Source organism: Psychrobacter sp. FDAARGOS_221, assembly GCF_002313155.2.
Lineage (GTDB): Bacteria > Pseudomonadota > Gammaproteobacteria > Pseudomonadales > Moraxellaceae > Psychrobacter.
Genome location: NZ_NWFK02000001.1, coordinates 629,511 through 650,861 on the forward strand (window position 1 = coordinate 629,511; position 21,351 = coordinate 650,861).

Annotated in this window: 15 protein-coding genes; 10 read left to right on the forward strand and 5 right to left on the reverse strand. The window is 42.4% G+C overall.

Going from position 1 to position 21,351, the window contains the following annotated elements; all coding sequences use genetic code 11:
• Window positions 1-437 precede the first annotated feature (437 nt).
• The gene (locus A6J60_RS02650; protein ID WP_096064623.1) at window positions 438-1,733 is read right to left on the reverse strand and encodes an NCS2 family permease; all 1,296 of its coding nucleotides are present in this window, start codon (window positions 1,731-1,733) and stop codon (window positions 438-440) included.
• A gap of 516 nt (window positions 1,734-2,249) precedes the next feature.
• Here A6J60_RS02650 and tolQ point away from each other — a divergent pair.
• The 5 genes from tolQ (at window position 2,250) to A6J60_RS13350 (ending at window position 6,364) form a co-directional block, all read left to right on the forward strand.
• A complete protein-coding gene (tolQ, locus tag A6J60_RS02655; RefSeq protein WP_096064624.1) occupies window positions 2,250-2,984 on the forward strand; it encodes a protein TolQ in 735 nt (244 codons plus the stop codon).
• 17 nt (window positions 2,985-3,001) lie between these two features.
• Entirely contained in the window at window positions 3,002-3,454 is a 453-nt protein-coding gene (tolR, locus tag A6J60_RS02660; protein ID WP_096064625.1) for a protein TolR, read from the forward strand.
• Between the two features lie 109 nt (window positions 3,455-3,563).
• Window positions 3,564-4,463 carry a hypothetical protein gene (locus A6J60_RS02665; RefSeq protein WP_096064626.1) on the forward strand — a complete coding sequence of 300 codons (900 nt, stop codon included), beginning with the start codon at window positions 3,564-3,566 and terminating at the stop codon, window positions 4,461-4,463.
• 241 nt (window positions 4,464-4,704) lie between these two features.
• The gene (locus tag A6J60_RS02670) at window positions 4,705-6,018 is read left to right on the forward strand and encodes a PD40 domain-containing protein (RefSeq protein WP_096064627.1); all 1,314 of its coding nucleotides are present in this window, start codon (window positions 4,705-4,707) and stop codon (window positions 6,016-6,018) included.
• 169 nt (window positions 6,019-6,187) lie between these two features.
• On the forward strand, window positions 6,188-6,364 hold the full coding sequence (locus tag A6J60_RS13350) for a hypothetical protein (RefSeq protein WP_193778013.1): 177 nt from the start codon (window positions 6,188-6,190) through the stop codon (window positions 6,362-6,364).
• A 114-nt stretch (window positions 6,365-6,478) separates the two neighbouring features.
• Here A6J60_RS13350 and A6J60_RS02675 read toward each other — a convergent pair whose 3' ends face one another.
• The gene (locus A6J60_RS02675; protein WP_096064628.1) at window positions 6,479-7,453 is read right to left on the reverse strand and encodes a polyphenol oxidase family protein; all 975 of its coding nucleotides are present in this window, start codon (window positions 7,451-7,453) and stop codon (window positions 6,479-6,481) included.
• A gap of 104 nt (window positions 7,454-7,557) precedes the next feature.
• On the reverse strand, window positions 7,558-8,802 hold the full coding sequence (locus A6J60_RS02680) for an RluA family pseudouridine synthase (RefSeq protein ID WP_227526040.1): 1,245 nt from the start codon (window positions 8,800-8,802) through the stop codon (window positions 7,558-7,560).
• A 442-nt stretch (window positions 8,803-9,244) separates the two neighbouring features.
• Here A6J60_RS02680 and A6J60_RS02690 point away from each other — a divergent pair, with 442 nt between their 5' ends.
• From A6J60_RS02690 to nrdA, 5 genes are all read left to right on the forward strand, one after another.
• Window positions 9,245-10,468: an outer membrane protein assembly factor BamD gene (locus A6J60_RS02690; protein WP_096064630.1), complete on the forward strand. Its 1,224-nt coding sequence runs from the start codon at window positions 9,245-9,247 to the stop codon at window positions 10,466-10,468.
• A 309-nt stretch (window positions 10,469-10,777) separates the two neighbouring features.
• Window positions 10,778-13,024 (forward strand): DNA primase, encoded by a 2,247-nt coding sequence (dnaG, locus tag A6J60_RS02695; protein WP_096064631.1) that lies wholly within the window; start codon window positions 10,778-10,780, stop codon window positions 13,022-13,024.
• Between the two features lie 537 nt (window positions 13,025-13,561).
• The gene (rpoD, locus tag A6J60_RS02700; protein WP_096064632.1) at window positions 13,562-15,433 is read left to right on the forward strand and encodes an RNA polymerase sigma factor RpoD; all 1,872 of its coding nucleotides are present in this window, start codon (window positions 13,562-13,564) and stop codon (window positions 15,431-15,433) included.
• Window positions 15,434-15,752: 319 nt separating this feature from the next.
• Window positions 15,753-16,100, forward strand: coding sequence for a YbeD family protein (locus A6J60_RS02705; RefSeq protein WP_227526041.1), 348 nt, complete (start codon window positions 15,753-15,755; stop codon window positions 16,098-16,100).
• A gap of 705 nt (window positions 16,101-16,805) precedes the next feature.
• Window positions 16,806-19,085, forward strand: a complete 2,280-nt coding sequence (gene nrdA / locus A6J60_RS02710) for a class 1a ribonucleoside-diphosphate reductase subunit alpha (RefSeq protein WP_096064633.1) — start codon at window positions 16,806-16,808, stop codon at window positions 19,083-19,085.
• Between the two features lie 451 nt (window positions 19,086-19,536).
• On the opposite strand, the gene A6J60_RS02715 is transcribed toward nrdA, so the two are convergent.
• Together A6J60_RS02715 and A6J60_RS02720 are read right to left on the reverse strand one after the other, a co-directional pair.
• Window positions 19,537-19,905, reverse strand: a complete 369-nt coding sequence (locus A6J60_RS02715) for a hypothetical protein (protein ID WP_096064634.1) — start codon at window positions 19,903-19,905, stop codon at window positions 19,537-19,539.
• A gap of 237 nt (window positions 19,906-20,142) precedes the next feature.
• A protein-coding gene (locus tag A6J60_RS02720) for an IS3 family transposase (RefSeq protein WP_096064200.1) occupies window positions 20,143-21,308 on the reverse strand; the annotation gives its coding sequence in 2 pieces (ribosomal slippage) (window positions 20,143-21,050 and window positions 21,050-21,308; 1,167 coding nt in all).
• Window positions 21,309-21,351 lie beyond the last annotated feature (43 nt).

Consider the following 21,351-nt stretch of genomic DNA (forward strand, 5'->3'; position numbering starts at 1 on the left):
TCCAAGCCATCGTCTAATAATGTCACCATCCTCGAACAAAACACTTTCGAAAAAACGGTTTAAAAAACCAACGACAAACTCACTAATGCCTTCTTCTTTGATTGATACTGACTTCAGTGAAACAGAACGTTTGACTGAGGATGTCAGTTAAAGAAAAACCTCTACGGCGTTGATTGAGGTTATGAGCTTGATGGATGAATATTAGCACACTCATCGGCCGTTAGACTATAGGCTAACTGTATCAAAGCATAAAAAATTAGAGTCTATAAACAAGACATTAAACAGGCTATTAAATAAGCCACTAAATAAACATAAGACAAGCCAATAATTTAATCTTTAATTATCAATAAACTAGGCAATAAAAAAGCTGATAAAAACCTAAGTCTTTATCAGCTCTACACCATATGCGATTACTTCATTTATGGCTTATAAACACATTATAAAAATACAATTTTGGCCAATAGAACCACAGTCAACACCCAAACCGCAGGGCTAACTTGGTCAAACTTACCGGTTAACACTTTGACAGCAGTATAAGTGATAAATCCCAGTGAAATACCATCAGCAACCGAATAAGTTAACGGCGTCAATAATAATACAACCGCAACCGGTGCCGCCTCTGTTAAGTCTTGCCAGTCTATATCTTTTAACGTATATAACATCAGTACTGAAACATAAAATATAGCACCTGCAGTTGCATAAGCTGGAATGATACCTGCTAAAGGAGCAAAAAATATGCTTAATAAAAATAAAACACCAACTATTACGGCTGTCAATCCAGTACGACCACCCGCCGCAACCCCTGCGGTACTCTCAACAAAGCTAGTAGTTGATGATGTTCCTAACAAAGAACCAGCTACTGTTGCACTTGAATCTGCCAGTAGAGCTTTTCCTAAATTTGGAATATTCCCTTTATTATCTATAAGATTGGCTTTACTGGCTACACCTATCAAAGTACCTGACGTATCAAACAAGTCGACGAATAAAAAGGCAAAAATGACACTGATCATCGCAACATCGAACGCACCGGCAATGTCTAACTGCATTAAGGTCGGTGCGATAGAAGGCGGCATCGACATTACGCCTGCAAACGGCACCTCACCTACTAGCACTGCAATTACAGTAATGCCCAAGATACCAATGGTCACTGCGCCTGGTACATTACGATAGACCAAGCCAATAATTAAGAAGAAACCCAGCGCTGCCATCATTGGTGAAAATTGTTGTAAGTCTCCCAAACTCACAAAAGTGGCTTCGTTTGCTATAATAACCCCTGAGCTTTTTAAGGCAATAAAGGCTAAAAACGCACCGATACCAGCCACAATACCTTGTTTTAAACTGTTAGGAATGGCGTTAATCACCCACTCACGAATCTTAAACAAGCTAAGTAGAATAAAAATACAGCCTGATAAGAAGACAGCGCCAAGAGCGGTTTGCCAGCTGTAACCCATTCCCAAAACCACACCGTAGGTGAAAAAGGCATTCAACCCCATCCCTGGTGCTAAGGCTACTGGTAATCGTGCATACAATCCCATAATAAAACAGCCTATCGCAGCAGCCAAACAGGTTGCTACGAATACTGCACCCCTATCCATGCCGGCATCCGCCAAAATAGTCGGGTTAACAAAAATAATGTACGCCATCGTCAAGAAGGTAGTAATACCTGCTAAGACTTCTGTTTTTATTGTGGTATTTTGACCATCGATACCAAAATAACGCTCAATTGCATTCATAAGGATTAGCCTATTTTTGGGGTTGAAAACCAAAGAGAACAGTCGTTTTAAACGGTGTGTGGTAACAGTTTACTGAGCTTCAACTATGTTTAGATCAGCTATGAACTACCAAATACACTGGGTAATTAGCACTTAAAGCATCCGTTGACCACGCTGCTGAAAACCTACGTCAATAAAAAAAGGGTCAATTATAAAGGATTCACAACAAAACGAGTAGTTTTGTAAATAGCTCATCAGTTTTTTTGTTGATTTAAGCCATTTTGATGTTACGTTTAATAGGAAATTAAGTATAAGTTTCAAAGATTGCTATGCTATTCGCCTCATTGTAGATTAAAATAACGCATTAAAAATATTAAATTGAAAACATTAAATAATACCCTATACAATGCCGTATAGTTTATCAGCTATTTATTGGCGACGATTTAATTTGCCACTATCGTTAATCCCTGTTATACGCTATAAACCCTATTTTTATCTTCCGTTGTTTTTGCTTATTTAGTAACAAGTGAGTTATTCATGTCAGAGTCTATTAACCTTATCGCCCTAATCACAGAGGCCAGCCTACTGGTACAACTTGTCATGGGTATTTTACTATTGGCATCTATTGTCTGCTGGGTATTAATTTTTCGGTTAAGTGCCAGACTCGGTACGGCAAAAAAATTAGACGAACATTTTGAAAATTGGTTTTGGTCTGGTGAAGATTTGGCCAAGCTATATCAAGGCATCCAAAACTCACCCGATCGTCACGGATTGGCCAATATTTTTTATATTGGTTTTTCTGAGTTTTTGCGTATGAACAAAAAGCGTCAGCCGAAAGATCAAATTATTGATGGTGTCGAACGTAAGCTACGAGTGGGCTTAGGTAGACAACAACAAGCCTTAGAATCAGGTTTGGCGGTATTGGCCAGCATTGGTTCAGTTTCGCCTTATATTGGTCTATTCGGTACCGTTTGGGGCATTATGAACGCCTTTTTAGGTCTGTCTATGACCGATCAAGTGAGCTTATCAGCAGTTGCACCAGGTATTGCTGAAGCACTGATTGCGACTGCTATGGGTCTATTCGCAGCCATACCTGCAGTACTCGCTTATAACCACTTTACCGCCAAAGCAGCAACCTTGTATGACAGTCGCGCCTTATTCTGTGACGAAATGACAGGGATGCTACAGCGCGAAACCTATGAAACCTCATCGGTACCCACTGCTGAGACGGCTATTCGAGCGGCGCAAAACGTTCAATCACCCTTGGTATAGTAAAAAAGGAGCCACTGATGAGAACTAGCCCTTTTTCACGCCACAAAAAACAGCTTAATGCCAGTATGAACGTCGTGCCCTACATTGACGTCATGTTGGTATTGCTGGTTATCTTTATGGTTACCACGCCGATGTTGACCACTGGTATCAATGTCGATCTGCCAAAAGCTCAGACAGAGAATATTGGCACCGGGTCACAAATGCCGGTCATTGTTTCTTTGATGAATAATGGCGAGATTTTTGTCAGTTATGAGAACAATATCGATATGCCTGTCTCTGAGGCTGAGCTGATTGATACCTTAATACGACTTCAAAGCCAAGCGCCAGATGATGCAGTCAAAGTGATGATCAATGCCGATCAAAACAATCAATACGGTATGATTATGCAGCTGATGGCCAATCTACAACAAGCAGGGGTCGAAAAAGTGGGACTGCTCACCGGTCAACCGCTTGATACTGCGACACCTTAACCCGCTTGTACTTTTTACTTGTTCGTATTGGTCTATTTTTTTAAGCGTATCTTTTTAAGCGCATTTACTTTTTATAGACCCCTGTTTAACCATTGTCGAGGCCATATCCGTGCTAAATCGCGCACCTAATGTCTACACTCCTGTTGAACCCGAAGATAACGGCGTTGCACTGCCTGTCGTCTTAAGCTTGGTTGTGCATGGCGCTATCTTGGCTTTTATTGTACTTTCGCATCACATTCCAAAGATAAAAACACCGCCGGCTATAGAGACCAGTATTGTTACCCCCGAACAATTGGCGCAAATGCAAGCTGATATTAGTGCCAATCGTGAGGCCATGACAAGCACTGCTGCATCACAGTATACGCCGCCCCCATCTTATGAATCTTATGAGGCCAGAAACTCAGCGCCTACCCCTTCCAATGAGCCAAGATACATTGGCTCAGAGTCTGGTTTTTCGAGTGGATTTTCTTCTATCTTTGGTGGGGATACAGAAGAACCTGATCTCAATACATTTGAGGAAGATCTGGAGCAGGATCCTATTACCGACAACCCATTTGAGTCAGATGAAGGCGATCCTGATACGTCAACCGAGCCCTCAGACAATGCCAATCCACCAGACAGTAAACCGAAAGGCACTCAAGTTGACACTACTTTCCCACCTGGAGAAAAAAAGACAAATAATAACCCGGCCGGTGGCAAGCCTAACTCAGCATCCGCCAATAAGACCAATAACAAAAGCAAACAACAGGTTGCTGCTGAGCTTGATGCTCTCATTACCCCATTATGGAATGCCGGTGAAGCGCACATTGGTGAAAAAGTTGAGGCGACCATCTTCTTTAATAAGCAAGGTGTTGTCACCAAAGTCGAAACTGTCCCTGACGATGAATTAGGCGCCTTGTTAAAGCAAGCTATTAAGAAGGTTACTGACAAGAATGCCGGCCAATTACCACCTGTGGTTGGCACTGGCAGAGACAATATACCTATCACGTTTACGGTATCGAAAAAATAAAAACAAGCCCATTTTTAGACATACAACACTGACAGTGTATCTAATACTGGTACCCTGCTTGTGGTATAGTCAGTGCATACCCATATACAATACGCACCTTACATATAGGTATTTTAAAAGACATGCGATAAAACATACGCATACAATAAGTGATATAACCTAAAAACTAAGCGCTAACATATTTAATTCCCTTTCAACAATCACCTATTATAAAAACCAACCTGATGACCGGATTAACGCTATGACTTTAAAACTAAAATCATCCAACTTATTAACTTTATCAGCATTATCTACCTGCCTGATATCACTAAGTGCGCTGTCATATCCAACCCTGGCCAGTGCCGAAGGTGATGATGATTGGCATATAACCATCGATAAACAGGTTGAAGTATCTCAAAAGCAGATTGCCTTTGTCCCTTTTGCAGGCAGCGAAGCTATTTCTTCTATTATTGAAAATGATCTAAAAGCTTCACCGCTAAAAATAAGTAGTCAAGGCTTAATCGGTCAGCCACATAGCTCAGAAGAGCTTAAAGTGACCTTGCCAGCTTGGCAAAAGCTTAACTTCCCGCACATGATTATCGGCCAAAGTAGCGTGGTTGGCGGTAAAACTCAAATCAACCTTGAGGTGATTGAAGTCGCTAATGGTAGAGTGATTAAGGGTAAGCATACCGTTAGTGATGCCGATCCTAAAGTGGCCGCTCACAAAGCCTCAAACCGCATTTATGAGCTACTCACAGGTAAAAAGCTTGACCTAAATGCTGCGCTGCTTTATATCGAAGAAAAAGACGTGGGCGAACAAAAAATCTCTACTCTAATGCTGCGTGACGCAGATGGTAGCAACCCAACACCTTTGATATCTGTTCCGGATTCTCGGATTTATGCGCCAGCCGTATCTCCTGATGGTCGCTATATCGCTTACTCATTACAAAAAAAATATAACAACGCTTATTTATACACATACGACAGACAGACCAGAACAATCACGCAACTGGTCAACTTAAAAGGCAGTAACTTAAATCCTAGCTTTTCACCTGATGGCAGTATGATCTTGTTCTCCAACTCAACCAATGCTGACTCAGACATTTATCGGGTTAGCAGCCGCGGCGGTCAGGCTGAGCGACTGTCTGCGTTAGCACTGCCTTATGATCAAGTTAGTCCAAGTTATGCACCGAATGGCAGCATCGTCTTCGTCTCTGACCATGCCAACCGTGGCAAACCAAGCATTTATCGTTATAACTTCAGAGGTGCACCGGTACGACTAACACATGGCGGTTATGCTACTAATCCAAGTGTTAGCGCAGACGGCACTAAGATTGCTTTTTTAAGTGGCAGTAACGCCGCTATTATGGATATGTCAGGTAATATTATTGCTAATTATGGCAGTACCGGACTGGACCAAGCGCCAAGCTTTTCACCTTATGGTCAACGTGTGGTCTATGCTAAAGGTGCTAAAAACAGCAGCCTAGTCGTTCGCTATGTTGATGGTGGGCAGCCGGTAACAATACCCGTTAACGGTGTCGCTAAATCTCCTATTTGGGTACCCAGCGGCAAATAACTGGCTGATTATTGAGAGTCAATCAAGTTCATAGGTTTTTAGATAAAAACGGATTTTAGAGTGACTCTTTCAAACTGAGCAGCTAATTTAAACTGAGCAGTTAACTGAGCAGGTTTTGTATCGACAAAGCCTGCTATTCCCCTAACCGCATTAACAGACAGAATAACTCATGGAAGTCATTATTCGTAAATCTCTTATGTTTTGCCAGCTTTCTGTGCTTAGCATTGCACTAAGCGCCTGCCAGCACATTCAAATTGCCGGCAACCCCATCCCAGTTACTGCAGATAAACAACCCAGCAGTGAACAAGCACCTCTCAATTCTGAAGTGAGCGATCAAGACCAATAAAGATAACCCTTTTTAAAGCTCTCTTTAAAACTCTGATTAAAATCTGGAAGTAACACTGGACTTCTAATAGCCCATATCTAATATAAGCCACATCTCGTAACTGTTATTTAACCGTTATTGCAAACGCATAATTAACATGGCCATGCGTCCAGTACTATCTACACCCAAATGGGTCTGACGCCGGTAAGAGTAATAACTGCTATCGCTATAACTACACGCATAAGCGCCGCTATGGCTGGTTTCAGTCGCTACTGACTGCTGCAACTCAACACCCAACTGCTTTAATTGCAACTGCGCCAGTTTCGGCAAATCTAACCACGCCTTATCTGGATTGTCATGATGACCGACTATTTCTTCACGCACCAAACTCACATCCATATCCAGCTGCTCACATCCTGCTAATAGCTTTTCGACCACGGACGACGATACTTCATAGCAGTTTTGACTGATACAAATGCCCATCCAGGCTTGAATCGGCTGTTGCTGAGTTGAGGGCTGCCCAGTTATCTGCGCGTAACAACTGGCAATCACCCCATTTGCCAAGCCCTGCCAACCGGCATGAATGGCGGCAATATGCTGAGTATTTGGGTTATAAAGCACAATCGGTACACAGTCGGCAGTCATAATCGCCAATGCTTGATTGGGCAACTGAGTGACTAGCGCATCCGCTTTTGGAGCAGTTAAAGCCAAGCGGCTGTCATCATCAATTTCAACCACTTTATTGCTATGTATTTGACTTAACCAATAAATCGCATCGATGTGAGCGGCAGATTTGGCATCTGACGGCTGTGATGATGATTCACTGCGTGCTAACTGCTCATGAACATGCTCATGCTCATGTTCATGTTGATTAAGCAGCGACAATAGCTGTGCTCTATTGGCCAAAACTTGCTGTGGATTGTCATTTACGTGCAGCCCCAAGTTAAAGCGACCAAAGCTACTCGCCTGCACTATATTGGTATCTTTATTCTCAATGACAGATTGTGATGGCTGAGTTAAATACTCGCCAGCGTTGGTCTGTACAATCAGAATATCTGGCGTTTGCGCCAATACGTCATAAACCGGTTTTATTTTTGTTGTTGGCTTCATGAGTTGTGCCTTGATATTTTTAATATTAATAATGCTCTGTTATAGAGTTTCTTTTACATGATTTGTATTACAAGCTTAAGTATTAAATAGCTTAGCACTGCATACTACTCGTCACTTAAGACCTCAGTCAATGCCACGATATCCTCAGGCAATGGTGCGGTCACTTCAATGGCCTCGCCAGTGACTGGGTGAATAAAGCCCAGCTTATAGGCATGTAACGCCTGACGTGGGAAATCTAAAATCGCTTGGCGCTGCTCTGCCGTAAGCCCTGCTCTGAGCTGTTTGCGATTACCATAAATATTATCGCCAATAATAGGGTGACCAATATGACTTAAATGCACTCGTATCTGGTGAGTACGCCCTGTCTCAAGACGCACATCAAGCAAACTGTAATTTTCATTTAATGCCGTGATTTTCATGATATGAGTCACCGCAGGCTTACCCATACTGGTGACTGTCATCTTGGTGCGCTGCACTCTATGACGGCCAATGGGTTCATCAATAGTGCGTTGACGGGTTAAGCTTGCTGCATCACCAGCGACCACACACTGATAATGACGATAGACACTTTTATCTCTTAATTGATCTTGTAAATCCAGCTGTGCAGCTTTGGTCTTACCGATGACCAATAAGCCTGAAGTATTTTTGTCAATACGATGCACCAAACCTGCTCTTGGCAGATGCGCCTGATTGGGATAGTGATACAACAGTCCATTGACCAAGGTACCAGTCCAGTTGCCCGCGCCAGGATGCACGACCATGCCTACTGGCTTATTGATAACCACTACACTGTCATCTTCATACAACACATCTAAATCAATATTTTCGGGCTTATCACCGCTGTGCTGCTCTAGCTTGGCTTCTAATAACAGTTGGTCGCCTTGCTTAACTCGGTATTTGGCTTTGATTTGCTTGCCATTGACTTGCAAGTTACCCGATTTTAGCCAATCTTGTAGTTGCGCACGAGAGTGATCAGCAAACAGTTCTGCAGCCAGTTTATCAATACGTTCGCCTGCCTCATCCTCAGTAACCGTATGCTCGGCGTAAATATCAAGCATGTCGCCGTTTGCATTGCCTTGTGCCATTTTAGCCGCAAGTGGAGACGAAGCTGACTGCGCAGTGCCTTGTAGCGGCTCGCTAAAGTCATCGTCTTCAATATCGCCATCGTCCAGTTCGCTTTCATCGAGCTCACTGTCGTCTAGTTCGCTATCGACATCTGATTCGCTGATGGCTTCTAATTCACTAGCTTCTAGCTCATCATCGGCATTGCTAAGGGGTTGATAATCTGCTTGTTCAGTACTGTCTGTCTGCATATCGGCTTGTGTTACGTTGTGTTTGGCTTGTTTCACGGTGTCGTTCACTTTATAGTTTGTAAAAATAGGTTATAAAAAAGAGTCAGTGTTAATTTAATATATTCAATAGGATAATCAATTTTATGTGCAGCCTCGGCTGACATCTTATATGCGCTAAGTGTAGCATGATTTGAGTGATAAGCAGGGACTGACAGCCGCTTCATTTTAATATTACTTTGACTATCTGGCACAGATAATCCTATACTTTGACTGATTTTGATTGCAGTGGGCTATCATTATTTAGCACCATCTACCATGATTTAACATCCTATTAGGGGTGTGTTTTGATGAGATTTAGCAACCACTGATGAGCCAATGAAGAGCACGAAATGAAATTACATTCAGGTTATAATAGCTCACAATCCTATACCCAAATATTATGCTGACGTGCTACACTAGTGCCACTAAAATTTGACTAAAATATTCTGCGGAGACTTCCATGCAGCGTGCGACAACTCCTTTTATGACAGCATCTTCTAATAAAAAGCCGACTCATTCACATAAAAACAAACTGGCTTTGGCCCTACTGACTGCTGGTATGTTAAGCCTTACTGGTTGCCAAACCCTAAAAAACATCACCGGTGATGATGACGCTGTGGCCAGTGCCAAAAAGTCAGATGCTCAATATTATGCGGATGCAGTAGAAGACATGGATAAAGGTCGCTACCTAAGAGCGATTGAACAGTTGACTGAGCTTCGTACCTTCTACCCTACTGGGCCTTATGCTGAGCAAGCTTTATTAGACTTGATGTATGCTCAGTTCCAGAACAAAGAGTATGAACTTGCGGTGACCAGCGCAGAAGAGTTTATCAAGCTATATCCACGTAACATCCAAGTAGACTATGCATACTATGTGCGCGGCGTTGCTAACATGCATGCCGGTACCAGTGGCTTATTAAGCTTCGCTCGTTTAGAACAAGCGCATCGTGATACCTCTTATTACCGCTTAGCGTTTAACAACTTTCAGGAATTACTGGCGCGCTATCCAACCAGTAGCTACGCCCCTGATGCCGCTCAGCGTCTGACTTACATTTATAACCAATTTGCAGAAAGTGAATTGGCTGCTGCACGCTGGTATATCAAGCGTGAAGCGTATGTGGCTGCTGCCAACCGTGCCAAATGGGTATTCCAATACTATCCATTAAGTGAACAGGTGCCAGAATCTATTGCTATCTTAGCCTTTAGTAACCAGCAATTGGGCTTAACGGACTTAGCTGAACAATACCGCACACTACTTCAGATCAACTATCCTGAGTGGTTAACCGATAATGGTAAAGTGAAGATCAGTAACAACCGTACCAGCAGTCTATTGAACCGTATTACTTATGGTAAATTAGGCCGTGCTCACAAAAATGCCGATGAAAATCCAAATCGTATGCCTAATTATACCGGTGAAACCAAGCAGCAAGTGATTCAGCAAGCAGCGCAGCTTCAGTTGCCAGATGATAATTCAGGCGCTACTAATAGCAATATGCCTTCTTTGCCGACCAACCGTCGTGGTATTAACCTAGGCTTAGGCTTGCCAGAGCAAAACGTTTCAGGTCCACAGCAAACGGCGCCACAGCCTATCCAAAGAATCTCTAGTCCAAGAGACATGTACCCTGAAGACTATAATACGCCTCCACAGACCCCTTCAGATGCTGAAGCTGGTGAGACACCTTAGTCTGTCTCACCTTGCAGCTTAAACTGCGATGACGATTGGCATGATAGACTTTTAGCTTATTATAGCTTTTTAGCCTATTATTAGCAGTTTGCAATTGTCGTTGATTGGTGATATCTGCCCTCTTGTTTTTATCCTTTATCACGATATGATAATCATATCAACACATCGGATTAAAGTAAGAGGGTTCATTATTTGACGACTGTGTTTTTGGGTCCTATTTTGCCGTCTTGGTGTTTTAGTATTTATACTTTGTAATCAGTTGCATCAGCAGTTTCATAACCCCACTCTTAGCCTACTATTAAGTCCCCTATGAGCATTCCAAACCATACTCTTGATCAGCTCAATAGCCAAGCCGACTTGGTAGGGATTATTGGTAAGCACACTACCCTAAAAAGAGCCGGCAAAGAGTTTAAGGGTAACTGCCCTTTCCATGGCGAAAAGACCCCTTCTTTTTATGTCAATCCCCGCAAGAATGTGTATAACTGTTTTGGTTGTGGCGTCGGCGGTAATGCCATCAGCTTCCTACGTGACTATGAAAATTTAACCTTCATGGAAGCAGTGCAAGAGCTGTCACGACAGACAGGGATTGAAATTCCCAAAGAAGACACCCGTGAGCTTCAATACAAGCGCCATACTAAGCCTGCACAACCGCAGCAGCCTGCTAATAATCAACGCGCTCAAAATCAGACTCAAACCCATAATAAAGCCCAAAGCCAACCTCAAAACCAAGCCCAAAATCAGAATCCGGATCAAGGTCAATCGCAGACGCCAAATCAGCAAAATCAAACCACAAACACCGGCGTTAATATTGACAATACTGACAATACCCCTAACTCAGTCAATCAAAGTACGTCAGCGCAATCGGACTCTGGACAGTTTGTGCCTGTAGATGAGGGCTACTATGATGGCTCAATGTATATCAGCGAATCAGACTATCTTGATACAGGCATGCCGCCTATCTGGTCAGATGCTGAGATAGACCCTAACTTTGATCCGTCTGCGCCTTACTTTGACCCCACAGGTGGCACTGCCGTTGATATTGCTCCTCAAGGGCCTCAAGAAGGTAACTTATATGACCTGCTGATTAATGTGGCTCAATTTTATCAGCATAACTTGTATAACAACTCGTTGGCGCTTAGTTACTTTCAAGAACGCGGTTTATCAGATAAGACCATTCAAGAGTTTGGACTCGGTTATGCGCCGCGTGGATGGCAACATCTCGAAGAAGCCTTCCCTCATGATACCGAAGGCTTAAAAGCACTAGGCTTAGTCAGACGTTCTGAAAAAGGGCGTGATTATGACCTCCTAAGAGACCGAGTTATTTTCCCGATTCGTGACAGTCAAGGACGGGTCATTGGATTTGCAGGCCGTGCACTCGATAACGAGGTTAAGCCTAAATATATCAACTCCAGCGACTCCCCTGTATTCCATAAACAGCACGTGTTATATGGCTATTACGAGTCACGCCAGCACCGTGCCAATGATTGGCTGGTAGTTGAAGGCTATATGGATGTCATTGCATTATATCAAGCAGGCATCTATGGCGCTGTCGCCTCAATGGGTACCTCAATTAATGAGACCCAAATTGCGCGTCTGCTGCAGCTTAACCCCACTTTGACCTTATGTTTTGATGGTGATGGTGCTGGTCAAAAAGCAGCTTGGCGCACTTTAGAAGTGGCACTGCCGGTGCTGAGTGATGACAAAGAACTGCGCTTTTTGTCACTGCCTGGCGGACACGATCCCGATACCTATATTGCCATGCAGGGTGTTGATGCCATGCGTGAGCAGATTCAGCGCGCCATGCCATTGTCGCAATATGTATTCGCTTATTTGAGCGAGCGCTACGACTTAACCACTGCTGAAGGCAAAGCTAAGTTGATGTCGCAGGTCCGACAATTAACCAACAATTTGCCCAAAGGCTCTAGCTTTAAGTATCTATTAAATAATGATATCTATCAAAAGTTGGGCGGCCGCAAAGGGCAAAAAAATGCGGCGCACGATGTCTTATTAAACTTCGACAGTGATTTGACCGTTAGCCGTCAGCTAGAACTGTGCTTATTATTTGCGCCCACTTTATTGCAGCCTGATCCGATTGAACGTCTGTGGGAAGAGTCCGGTGTAGCGGCAATTCGGCCCAATCGAAGTAAAAAGCATATGCAGCAACCGGTGCAACTGCCAGCCTTACCCAGCTGGCAAGATTTAAATAATCCAAGCTTATTACAGCTGGTGCAAGTCATTAAGCGTCTGTTGCCGTATCTGCCTAAAGATACCAATGCCGCGGCTCACTTTATTATGGCCAATCTACCCAGTCAGGTGCAGCAGACTTTAGCCAAGCGTTGGTATTCGTTTTGGTCCAATCTTAATCAACGCGGTATCATTGATGTCGATGAGTTGGTTGATGATTTATTAGCTCAATTGATGCTACAAGCACTGTCGAAAAAAATATCACAGTCTCGCAGTGTGCTGATTACTGATCATCTAAATAAGCAGCGCCAAGCACTGGCCAATTGGCTCAAACAGCAACAAGCTGAGCAGTCATCCAAACTTGACGCGTAGTTTTTATTGCTAGTTGCTATTGCCTAATTCCTAGTATTGGCAAACGCTATTATTGATAAATCCTATTCAAAGAAAATTACCAGTGTTTATCAATCAGCCGTTAATCAGCCGTTAATAAGCAGTTTATAACACATTGCTAAAAATATTAGGGCCATCAGTAAAGCGTCATAAATAAGTTTTACCATTGATATACAGCCAAGGGCTTTAAATAAAGCGCTTAGCCCCCATATATATTATATTCGCAGGTAGTATTTACTTGAGTCTTGTCTCTTACAAAGTCAGTATCCATGTTTTTTAACCGTTCAGATGTAACGGTAACGTGCGAATCTACTGGCGTAATTGCGGTGCTATTTTTGATATTATGCTATAATATCAGACTCGTTTTTTAAATTTTTGGCAGCAGATATAGTTGCTCAACCTAATGTCACTAGCTTTTGCAAAAAACTAAAACAATAAGACAACCATCTGGCCAATGAAAAACCAAATGCACCCCTCACTCTACCTTTAACCCACATCTTCTATTGCAAGCGAGATATTATGACCGATAAGGCAGCCTCTCAATCTACCTCTCAACTAGCCACCCTCATCCAGATGGGTAAAGAGCAAGGCTATTTGACTTATGCTGAGGTGAACGACCAACTTCCCGCCTCTATTACCGAAAGCGACCAAATCGAAGACATCGTCCAAATGCTTACGGATGTTGGTATTAAAATATTTGAATCTGCACCGGATGCAGATGATATCTTGATGAACGATGAAGCCAATGACGATGACATGGCAACTGACGAAGCTGCTGCTGTATTGGCAGCGGTAGAGACTGAGCCTGGTCGCACCACGGACCCTGTACGTATGTATATGCGTGAAATGGGTACGGTTGACCTATTGACCCGTGAAGGCGAGATTGTGATCGCCAAGCGTATCGAAGAAGGTATCCGTGATGTCCAGCATGCGATGGCTTACTGGCCAGGTACCGTACAGTTTATTCTTGATGAATATGACTTGGTTGAAGCGGGTGAAAAAAAGCTATCTGACGTGATTACTGGGTTTTTAGATCCAGAAGAGCAAGAAGCGGCTCTTGATGAGGAAGAAGAAGAAAAAATTCCAGTCATCACTAGCAAAACCAAAGCTAAAGACATCGATGATGATGAAGACGAAGATGATGCTGAGGACGAGGAAGAAGCCGAAGAAAGCGGCGGCCTTGACCCAGAAATCGTACGCCAACGTATCGAAGAGATTCGTGAATTATTTGCCACTGCCAAGCAAGCACTTGATGATTATGGCCGTGGTAGCGTTCAAGCAGAAGAAGCGTATGCTCAGCTAGCAGATCGCTTTATGCTATTAAAGCTAAACAACCGCATGTCAGACAACGTGATGGCCATCATGCATGATGTGTATGACGACGTGCGTAAGCAAGAGCGTCAAATCATGCGCTTGGTATTGCGCCGCGGTAAAATGCCTCGTTCAGAATTCCGTAAGACCTTCCCAAGCAACGAAACCAACGTTGATTGGTTGACCGATCGACTTAAGGGTAATCCTAAGTTTGCTGATAGCTTAGCCAAAGTGGTTGACGACGTGGTTGTGCTTCAGCGCCGTATCCGTGACCATGAAGATAAGCTGGGCATGGAAATCACTGAGATGAAAGAAGTGGCTCGCCGTATGGCCATTGGTGAAGCTAAAGCGCGCCGTGCCAAAAAAGAAATGGTTGAAGCCAACTTACGTCTGGTAATCTCTATCGCTAAAAAATATACCAACCGTGGCCTTCAGTTCTTGGACTTGATTCAAGAAGGTAACATTGGCCTAATGAAAGCGGTTGATAAATTCGAATACCGCCGTGGTTATAAGTTCTCAACTTATGCAACATGGTGGATTCGCCAGGCAATCACCCGTTCGATTGCTGACCAAGCCCGCACCATTCGTATTCCTGTGCATATGATTGAGACCATAAACAAAATAAACCGTGTCTCTCGTCAGTTGCTACAAGAAATGGGCCGTGAACCAACACCAGAAGAGCTAGGCGAACGTTTAGAGATGGACGAAGTTAAGGTTCGTAAGGTATTAAAAATTGCCAAAGAGCCTATCTCTATGGAAACCCCAATCGGTGATGATGAAGATTCGCATCTGGGCGACTTTATTGAAGACCAGACCATCTCAAGCCCAGTGGAAGATGCCACAGCGGCCGGTCTTCAAGAAGCCACACGTGATGTGTTAGGCAACTTAACTGAGCGTGAAGCGAAAGTATTGCGTATGCGCTTTGGTATTGATATGCCAACCGATCACACCTTAGAAGAAGTTGGTAAACAGTTTGATGTAACGCGTGAACGTATTCGTCAGATTGAGGCAAAAGCTTTGCGTAAGCTGCGCCACCCTTCTCGCTCTGAGCATCTACGTTCGTTCTTAGAAAACGATTAATCTTCAATTAAGATTAATCGTTAGATATGAAAAAAGCTGGGAGACATCTCTCAGCTTTTTTTATGGCCAGCATTTCAGCTAACTTATAGCACTCACAACAGGCAAAGCCAGTGACTTTAATAACCGTTTTATTGGCTATATCTTTAGTTTTTATGCTATAAAAACACCCAAAAGAGCAGTTAGGCCCCCTTTCTCAAAGGGGGATTTAGGGGGGATTCTAGCTATTGAAAATCACCCCTAGCGATACTCGATATACTTGAAGTTTCAACTTAATAACCCCATATAGGTGCCATAGCAAAATAAACATACCGGAGATAATATGGCTAACAATAACAAAAACATCGACCTAACTCGTGACTTGACCTTATACAGCGATCCATTTGCTAAAAAAACAGACATTCAAAATCCAAGCCTTTGGTCATTCCCAATGGATTATCCAATGAGCATCATTGGTCATGAAGGTGAGCATGATAGCTTGGTCAACGAAGTCAAATTGATTTTGGGTACCCACTTCCCTGATTTTGATCATGAAACCATCAAGGTCAAAAAATCAAGCACAGGTCGCTTTAGCTCAGTACGTGTTAAGCTTTATTTTACCAAAGCAGAAGAAGTGAACGATCTGTATGCGGCATTGGATAAAGCAAAAACAGTACGTACAGTGGTTTAATAGCTTACCCAGCTAGCACAATCCAACCAACGTGCCCTATACACTCAAAAAGCAAAAGAGTCTCTCTTTTGCTTTTTGTTTTGCTATAAGGTTAAGGCTTTTAAGTTAAAAAAGTACAGCACTTTAAAGCATTCAATAAATCAACGGACAAAACCCCAAACTATAAAAGTAGACCTACAATAATTCAGGCATAAAATCAGACAACATAACTTTTAATAATGGCTAGTGTTCGCTTTATTGAAATTATTTTCTAATCGACTTTGATGGTTGATTTTTACCCACTTTTACGGAACAAATTTATCACGCCTATTAAGCTGAATATATTTTTTGCTTTTTAGCCACATCGTGAAAATAGTTTAACCATGACCCCCTCGTTTACAAATTTTTAAAAATCACTATTTATGCCTATTATTTTATTCCCCTACTTTGGGAAACCGTCGCTAAGCAACAGCCATTCTGAGGTTGCTAAAAGTCAATGATTTTTTGCGACCAAAGCATATGCTCAAATCAGCGAACTTGAACTAATACACCGGCGTTTGTCAAGATAGAAAAACAAAAAGTTTTCCTTTATATTGTGTCTACAACAACACATTAGCCCTATATGTTGTGTTTGTGCTAATATACTGCCACAACACTCATCAGGGGCTATTTTGTTTGCATCTGAGGCTTTTACTCTCAATATCGTAATAACTAGCGGAGACAGCAATGACAAATATGGATAAATTAAAAGTAACAAAAAGAGATGGCCGCTTAGAGCCAATCGATTTAGATAAAATCCATAAGGTTATTACTTGGGCTGCTGAAGGGCTAGATAATGTGTCTGTCTCACAAGTTGAGTTAAAGTCACACATCCAATTTTATGATGGTATTAAAACCCGTGATATTCACGAAACCATCATCAAATCTGCTGCCGACCTTATTTCTGAAGATACCCCAGACTATCAATATTTGGCTGCGCGTTTGGCCATTTTCCACTTACGCAAGATTGCGTACAATCAATTTGAGCCGCCTCATCTGTATGACCACGTCAAAAACCTAACAGATTTAGGCAAATATGATCAGCACATCTTACAAGACTACTCTCGTGAAGAGTTTGATGAATTAAATGATTATATCGACCACTGGCGTGATATGAATCTTGCCTATGCTGCTGCAGAGCAAATGGCGGGCAAATACTTGGTTCAAGACCGTGTTACCAAGACCGTTTATGAAAGCCCACAGTTCCTATACATGTTAGTGGGCATGTGTCTGTTCGCCTCCTATGACAAATCTGAGCGCATGCATTACGTTAAGCGCTTCTATGACGCAGCGTCTACCTTTAAGATCTCATTGCCAACGCCAATCATGTCAGGCGTACGTACCCCATCACGTCAGTTTAGCTCGTGCGTATTAATCGAGTGTGGTGATAGCTTAGACTCAATTAACGCCACGACCAGCGCCATCGTACGCTACGTATCACAGCGTGCTGGTATCGGTATCAATGCCGGTAATATCCGTGCATTAGGTAGCCCAATCCGTGGCGGTGAAGCACAGCATACTGGTTGTATCCCATTCTACAAACTGTTCCAAACAGCGGTAAAATGCTGCTCACAAGGCGGCGTACGTGGCGGCGCAGCAACCTTATTCTACCCATTGTGGCACTTAGAAGTTGAATCATTATTGGTTCTGAAAAACAACCGCGGCGTTGAAGACAACCGTGTACGCCATATGGACTATGGTGTGCAAATCAACCGTACGCTATATACTCGATTGATTAAAGGTCAGGATATTGCCCTATTCTCACCATCAGACGTACCAGGCTTATATGAGGCTTTCTTCGCTGATCAAGATAAGTTTGATGAGCTGTATCACAAGTACGAGCAAGATGAAAACATCCGCAAACGTCATGTCCCAGCCGCTGAGCTGTTTAGCTTGATGATGCAAGAACGTGCCAGCACTGGTCGTATCTACATCCAAAACGTTGACCACTGTAATACGCACAGTGCATTCGATCCAAGCGTTGCACCGATTCGTCAGTCGAACCTGTGTATGGAAATCACCTTGCCAACTAAGCCATTAGACAACATCAATGACGAAACTGGTGAAATTGCGCTGTGTACACTGTCAGCAGTTAACCTAGGTGAAGTAGAAAACTTAGACGATATCGAAGAGCCAGCAGAGCTGATTGTACGTGCGTTAGATGCGCTACTAGACTACCAGGACTACCCAGTGAAAGCCGCTGAAAATGGTAGTATGCGCCGCCGTACACTGGGTGTGGGTGTCATCAACTATGCTTATTACTTGGCCAAAAATGGCGCAAGATACTCAGACGGCTCAGCACTGGGCTTAACGCACCAGACGTTTGAAGCGCTACAGTACTACTTACTGAAAGCGTCTAACAAACTGGCGAAAGAAAAAGGCGCGTGCCCAGCGTTTGAAGAGACCACTTACGCCCAAGGCATCTTACCGATCGATACTTACAAGACTGATTTAGATCAGGTATGCAATGAGCCACTACAGTTAGATTGGGAAGCGCTACGCAGCGAAATCAAAGCACACGGCCTGCGCAACTCTACCCTATCTGCTCTAATGCCATCTGAAACTTCAAGTCAGATTGCTAACGCCACTAACGGCATTGAGCCACCACGCGGCTTAGTATCGGTTAAAGCATCTAAAGACGGTATCTTAAAGCAAGTGGTACCTGATATCTTAAACCTAAGAGATCAGTACGAGCTGTTATGGCAAATGCCAAACAACGATGGTTACTTAAAGCTGGTTGCAGTGATGCAGAAGTTTATCGATCAAAGTATCTCTGCCAATACCAATTATGACCCAACTCGCTTTGAAGGCAGCCGTGTCCCAATGAAAGTGTTGTTAAAAGACCTATTAACTGCCTATAAGCTTGGCGTTAAGACGCTTTACTACCACAACACTCGTGACGGTGCTAACGACGCTCAAGCCGATATGGTTGATGATGCGTGTGCCAGCGGTGCTTGTAAGCTTTAATCTGTAAAGTAGAATCTTTCTAAAGCAACACCTGATTAAAAAACCTCTCTGCATCTTCCCTTTTTAAGGGAATGATTCAGAGAGGTTTTTTCTTTAAAGCTCAAAGTAATTCTGTCATTTGAAATCATCAAGTATGATGTCTTAGAGAGACTTTATCTAAATTTTAGTGGTGAGAATGAAAAGACTGGCCTTAGCATAGTGGTTCTTTAGATAGGGAGAAAAATGCGGGTCATCGTTAATCTATTTTTAAACTCAATGTCCGTGTCTCATCCCTAGGCAAAGAGCAGTAACTTAACTATTTTAGGTTATTAAAAGCAGTGCTAATAGTTAAAATTACTGCAAAACTAAATTAGTAGTTTAATAGGTATTATCAACCTCTCATCCACTAATCTATTACTTTTAGGACAATTACATTGCAATATTTTTATAAATAAATAGAACTAAAACTATCTTAAATATACCCTGAAATTAATCTCTCAGGTAGATTATGCTTACGTAGCGCTTTATGGATTTTAGCTAAGTGAATATCAGCCTCTCCTGCAGGTATATAGCCATGTTTATGATAGAATTCAATTCTAATTATTTCTAAAATAAAATCTGAAAGGTTTCGAAACTTACCGTTTAAACAATTTTGAACAAATTGCTGGTGCTCCAAAGGAAATCTTTTCTTTAGAGGGTCTCTCTGTTCTATCATTGTAGCTAAAACTATTGGTAAGTTATTTTCGAGCTCACTCCAGTTATGACCGAAATTTTGTTTTAATATTTTAGCGTGTGTGTTTGCAGTCTGGTAAACTGGATTTAAACCATCGAAAAGACCCATAACATACTCCTCGTTAATAATATGGCTCTAGTCTATCAGATAGTTTCTGCCAGTCTAGCGCCATAATATATATCAAAAAATGCTGATAAACCTAATGATTAAACTATAGCACACCTCATCATAATTAATAACCATGATATATCAATATGGTATTTACAGCTTTGTAACACGATTATATGATAGATATGAAATGACCCCTGCCGTCAAATCCGTACACCTAAACTTGGGAGATTTTGATCAGGCAGCTTGACGATAGAAATCCATCCAAACTTGTCTTGGCGATCTCATACCTAAACTCTGCTGAATCCTGACTTGATTGTAATCTAACTCGATATATTTTATGATACTGTTGATTGCTTCAAATCGAGTTTTGTAATTATGATGATATATCAGCTCATTCTTTAAAACGCCCCAGAAGCTCTCTATTGGCGCATTGTCATAACAGTTACCTTTCGCACTCATAGATCCTTTAAAACCGTATTTACTGATCATTTTGCGATAATCTTCGCTGCAATACTGGCTGCCTCTATCTGAATGTACAATAAGCCCTTGGCTAGGTCGTTTATCCTTGATTGCTTTATTTAAGGCTCTACAGACTAAATCTGCTTTCATGCGTTTATCGATAGCGTAGCCAACCAATTCTTTGGTATATAAGTCTTTGACGCCTGCTAAATAAAGCCAGCCCTCATCTGTCCAAATATAGGTTATATCACTGACCCAAGCACAATTAGGACGGTTAACGCCAAACTGTTGTTTAAGAAAATTAGGATAGACTCGCTTGTTATGGTCTGAGTCCGTTGTCACTTTAAAGCGTTTATGACGTCTACATTTGATGTCATGTTCTTCCTTGATACTACGCACCATGTACTTGCTAATCTCATGTCCATGCTCACTTAAATGTGCATGCAGACGCTGATAACCATATCGCTCTTTAGTCTCACTATGCGCAGCTTTTACAAGCAGCTCACAGCGGTTACGATGTATTTGCTGAGCACTGATATTACGCTTGGTCCAGTCATAGTAGCTTGATGGTTTAATATCAAGGGTTTTACACATGCTGGTAATGCTAAATTCATATTTGTGATGGTCAATAAAGGCGTACCTTACTGACCGTGTTTCGCAAAGTACGCCGTGGCCTTTTTTAGTATCTCTCGTTCTTCTTGTGCTATTTTTAGTTCACGCTTTAAACGCTTCATTTCTTCAAGGGCTGAAACAAGCTCTGGATCGTATTGCTTAGTACCCTTGAGCATGCCTTGATTGGCTTTTCGTTGCCAGTTAGCCAGTGTCTGCATTGGCAGCCCTAACCGCCTAGCTGTAGCACTAACATTGCCACCATTATTCTCTATTGCTTTAACTGCTTCTGCTTTAAATTCTTCACTGTATCTTTTAGCTTTCTTTGTCATGGTAAACTCCTATTTGTCTTCCTTAGTTTACCAAGTTTTTGTC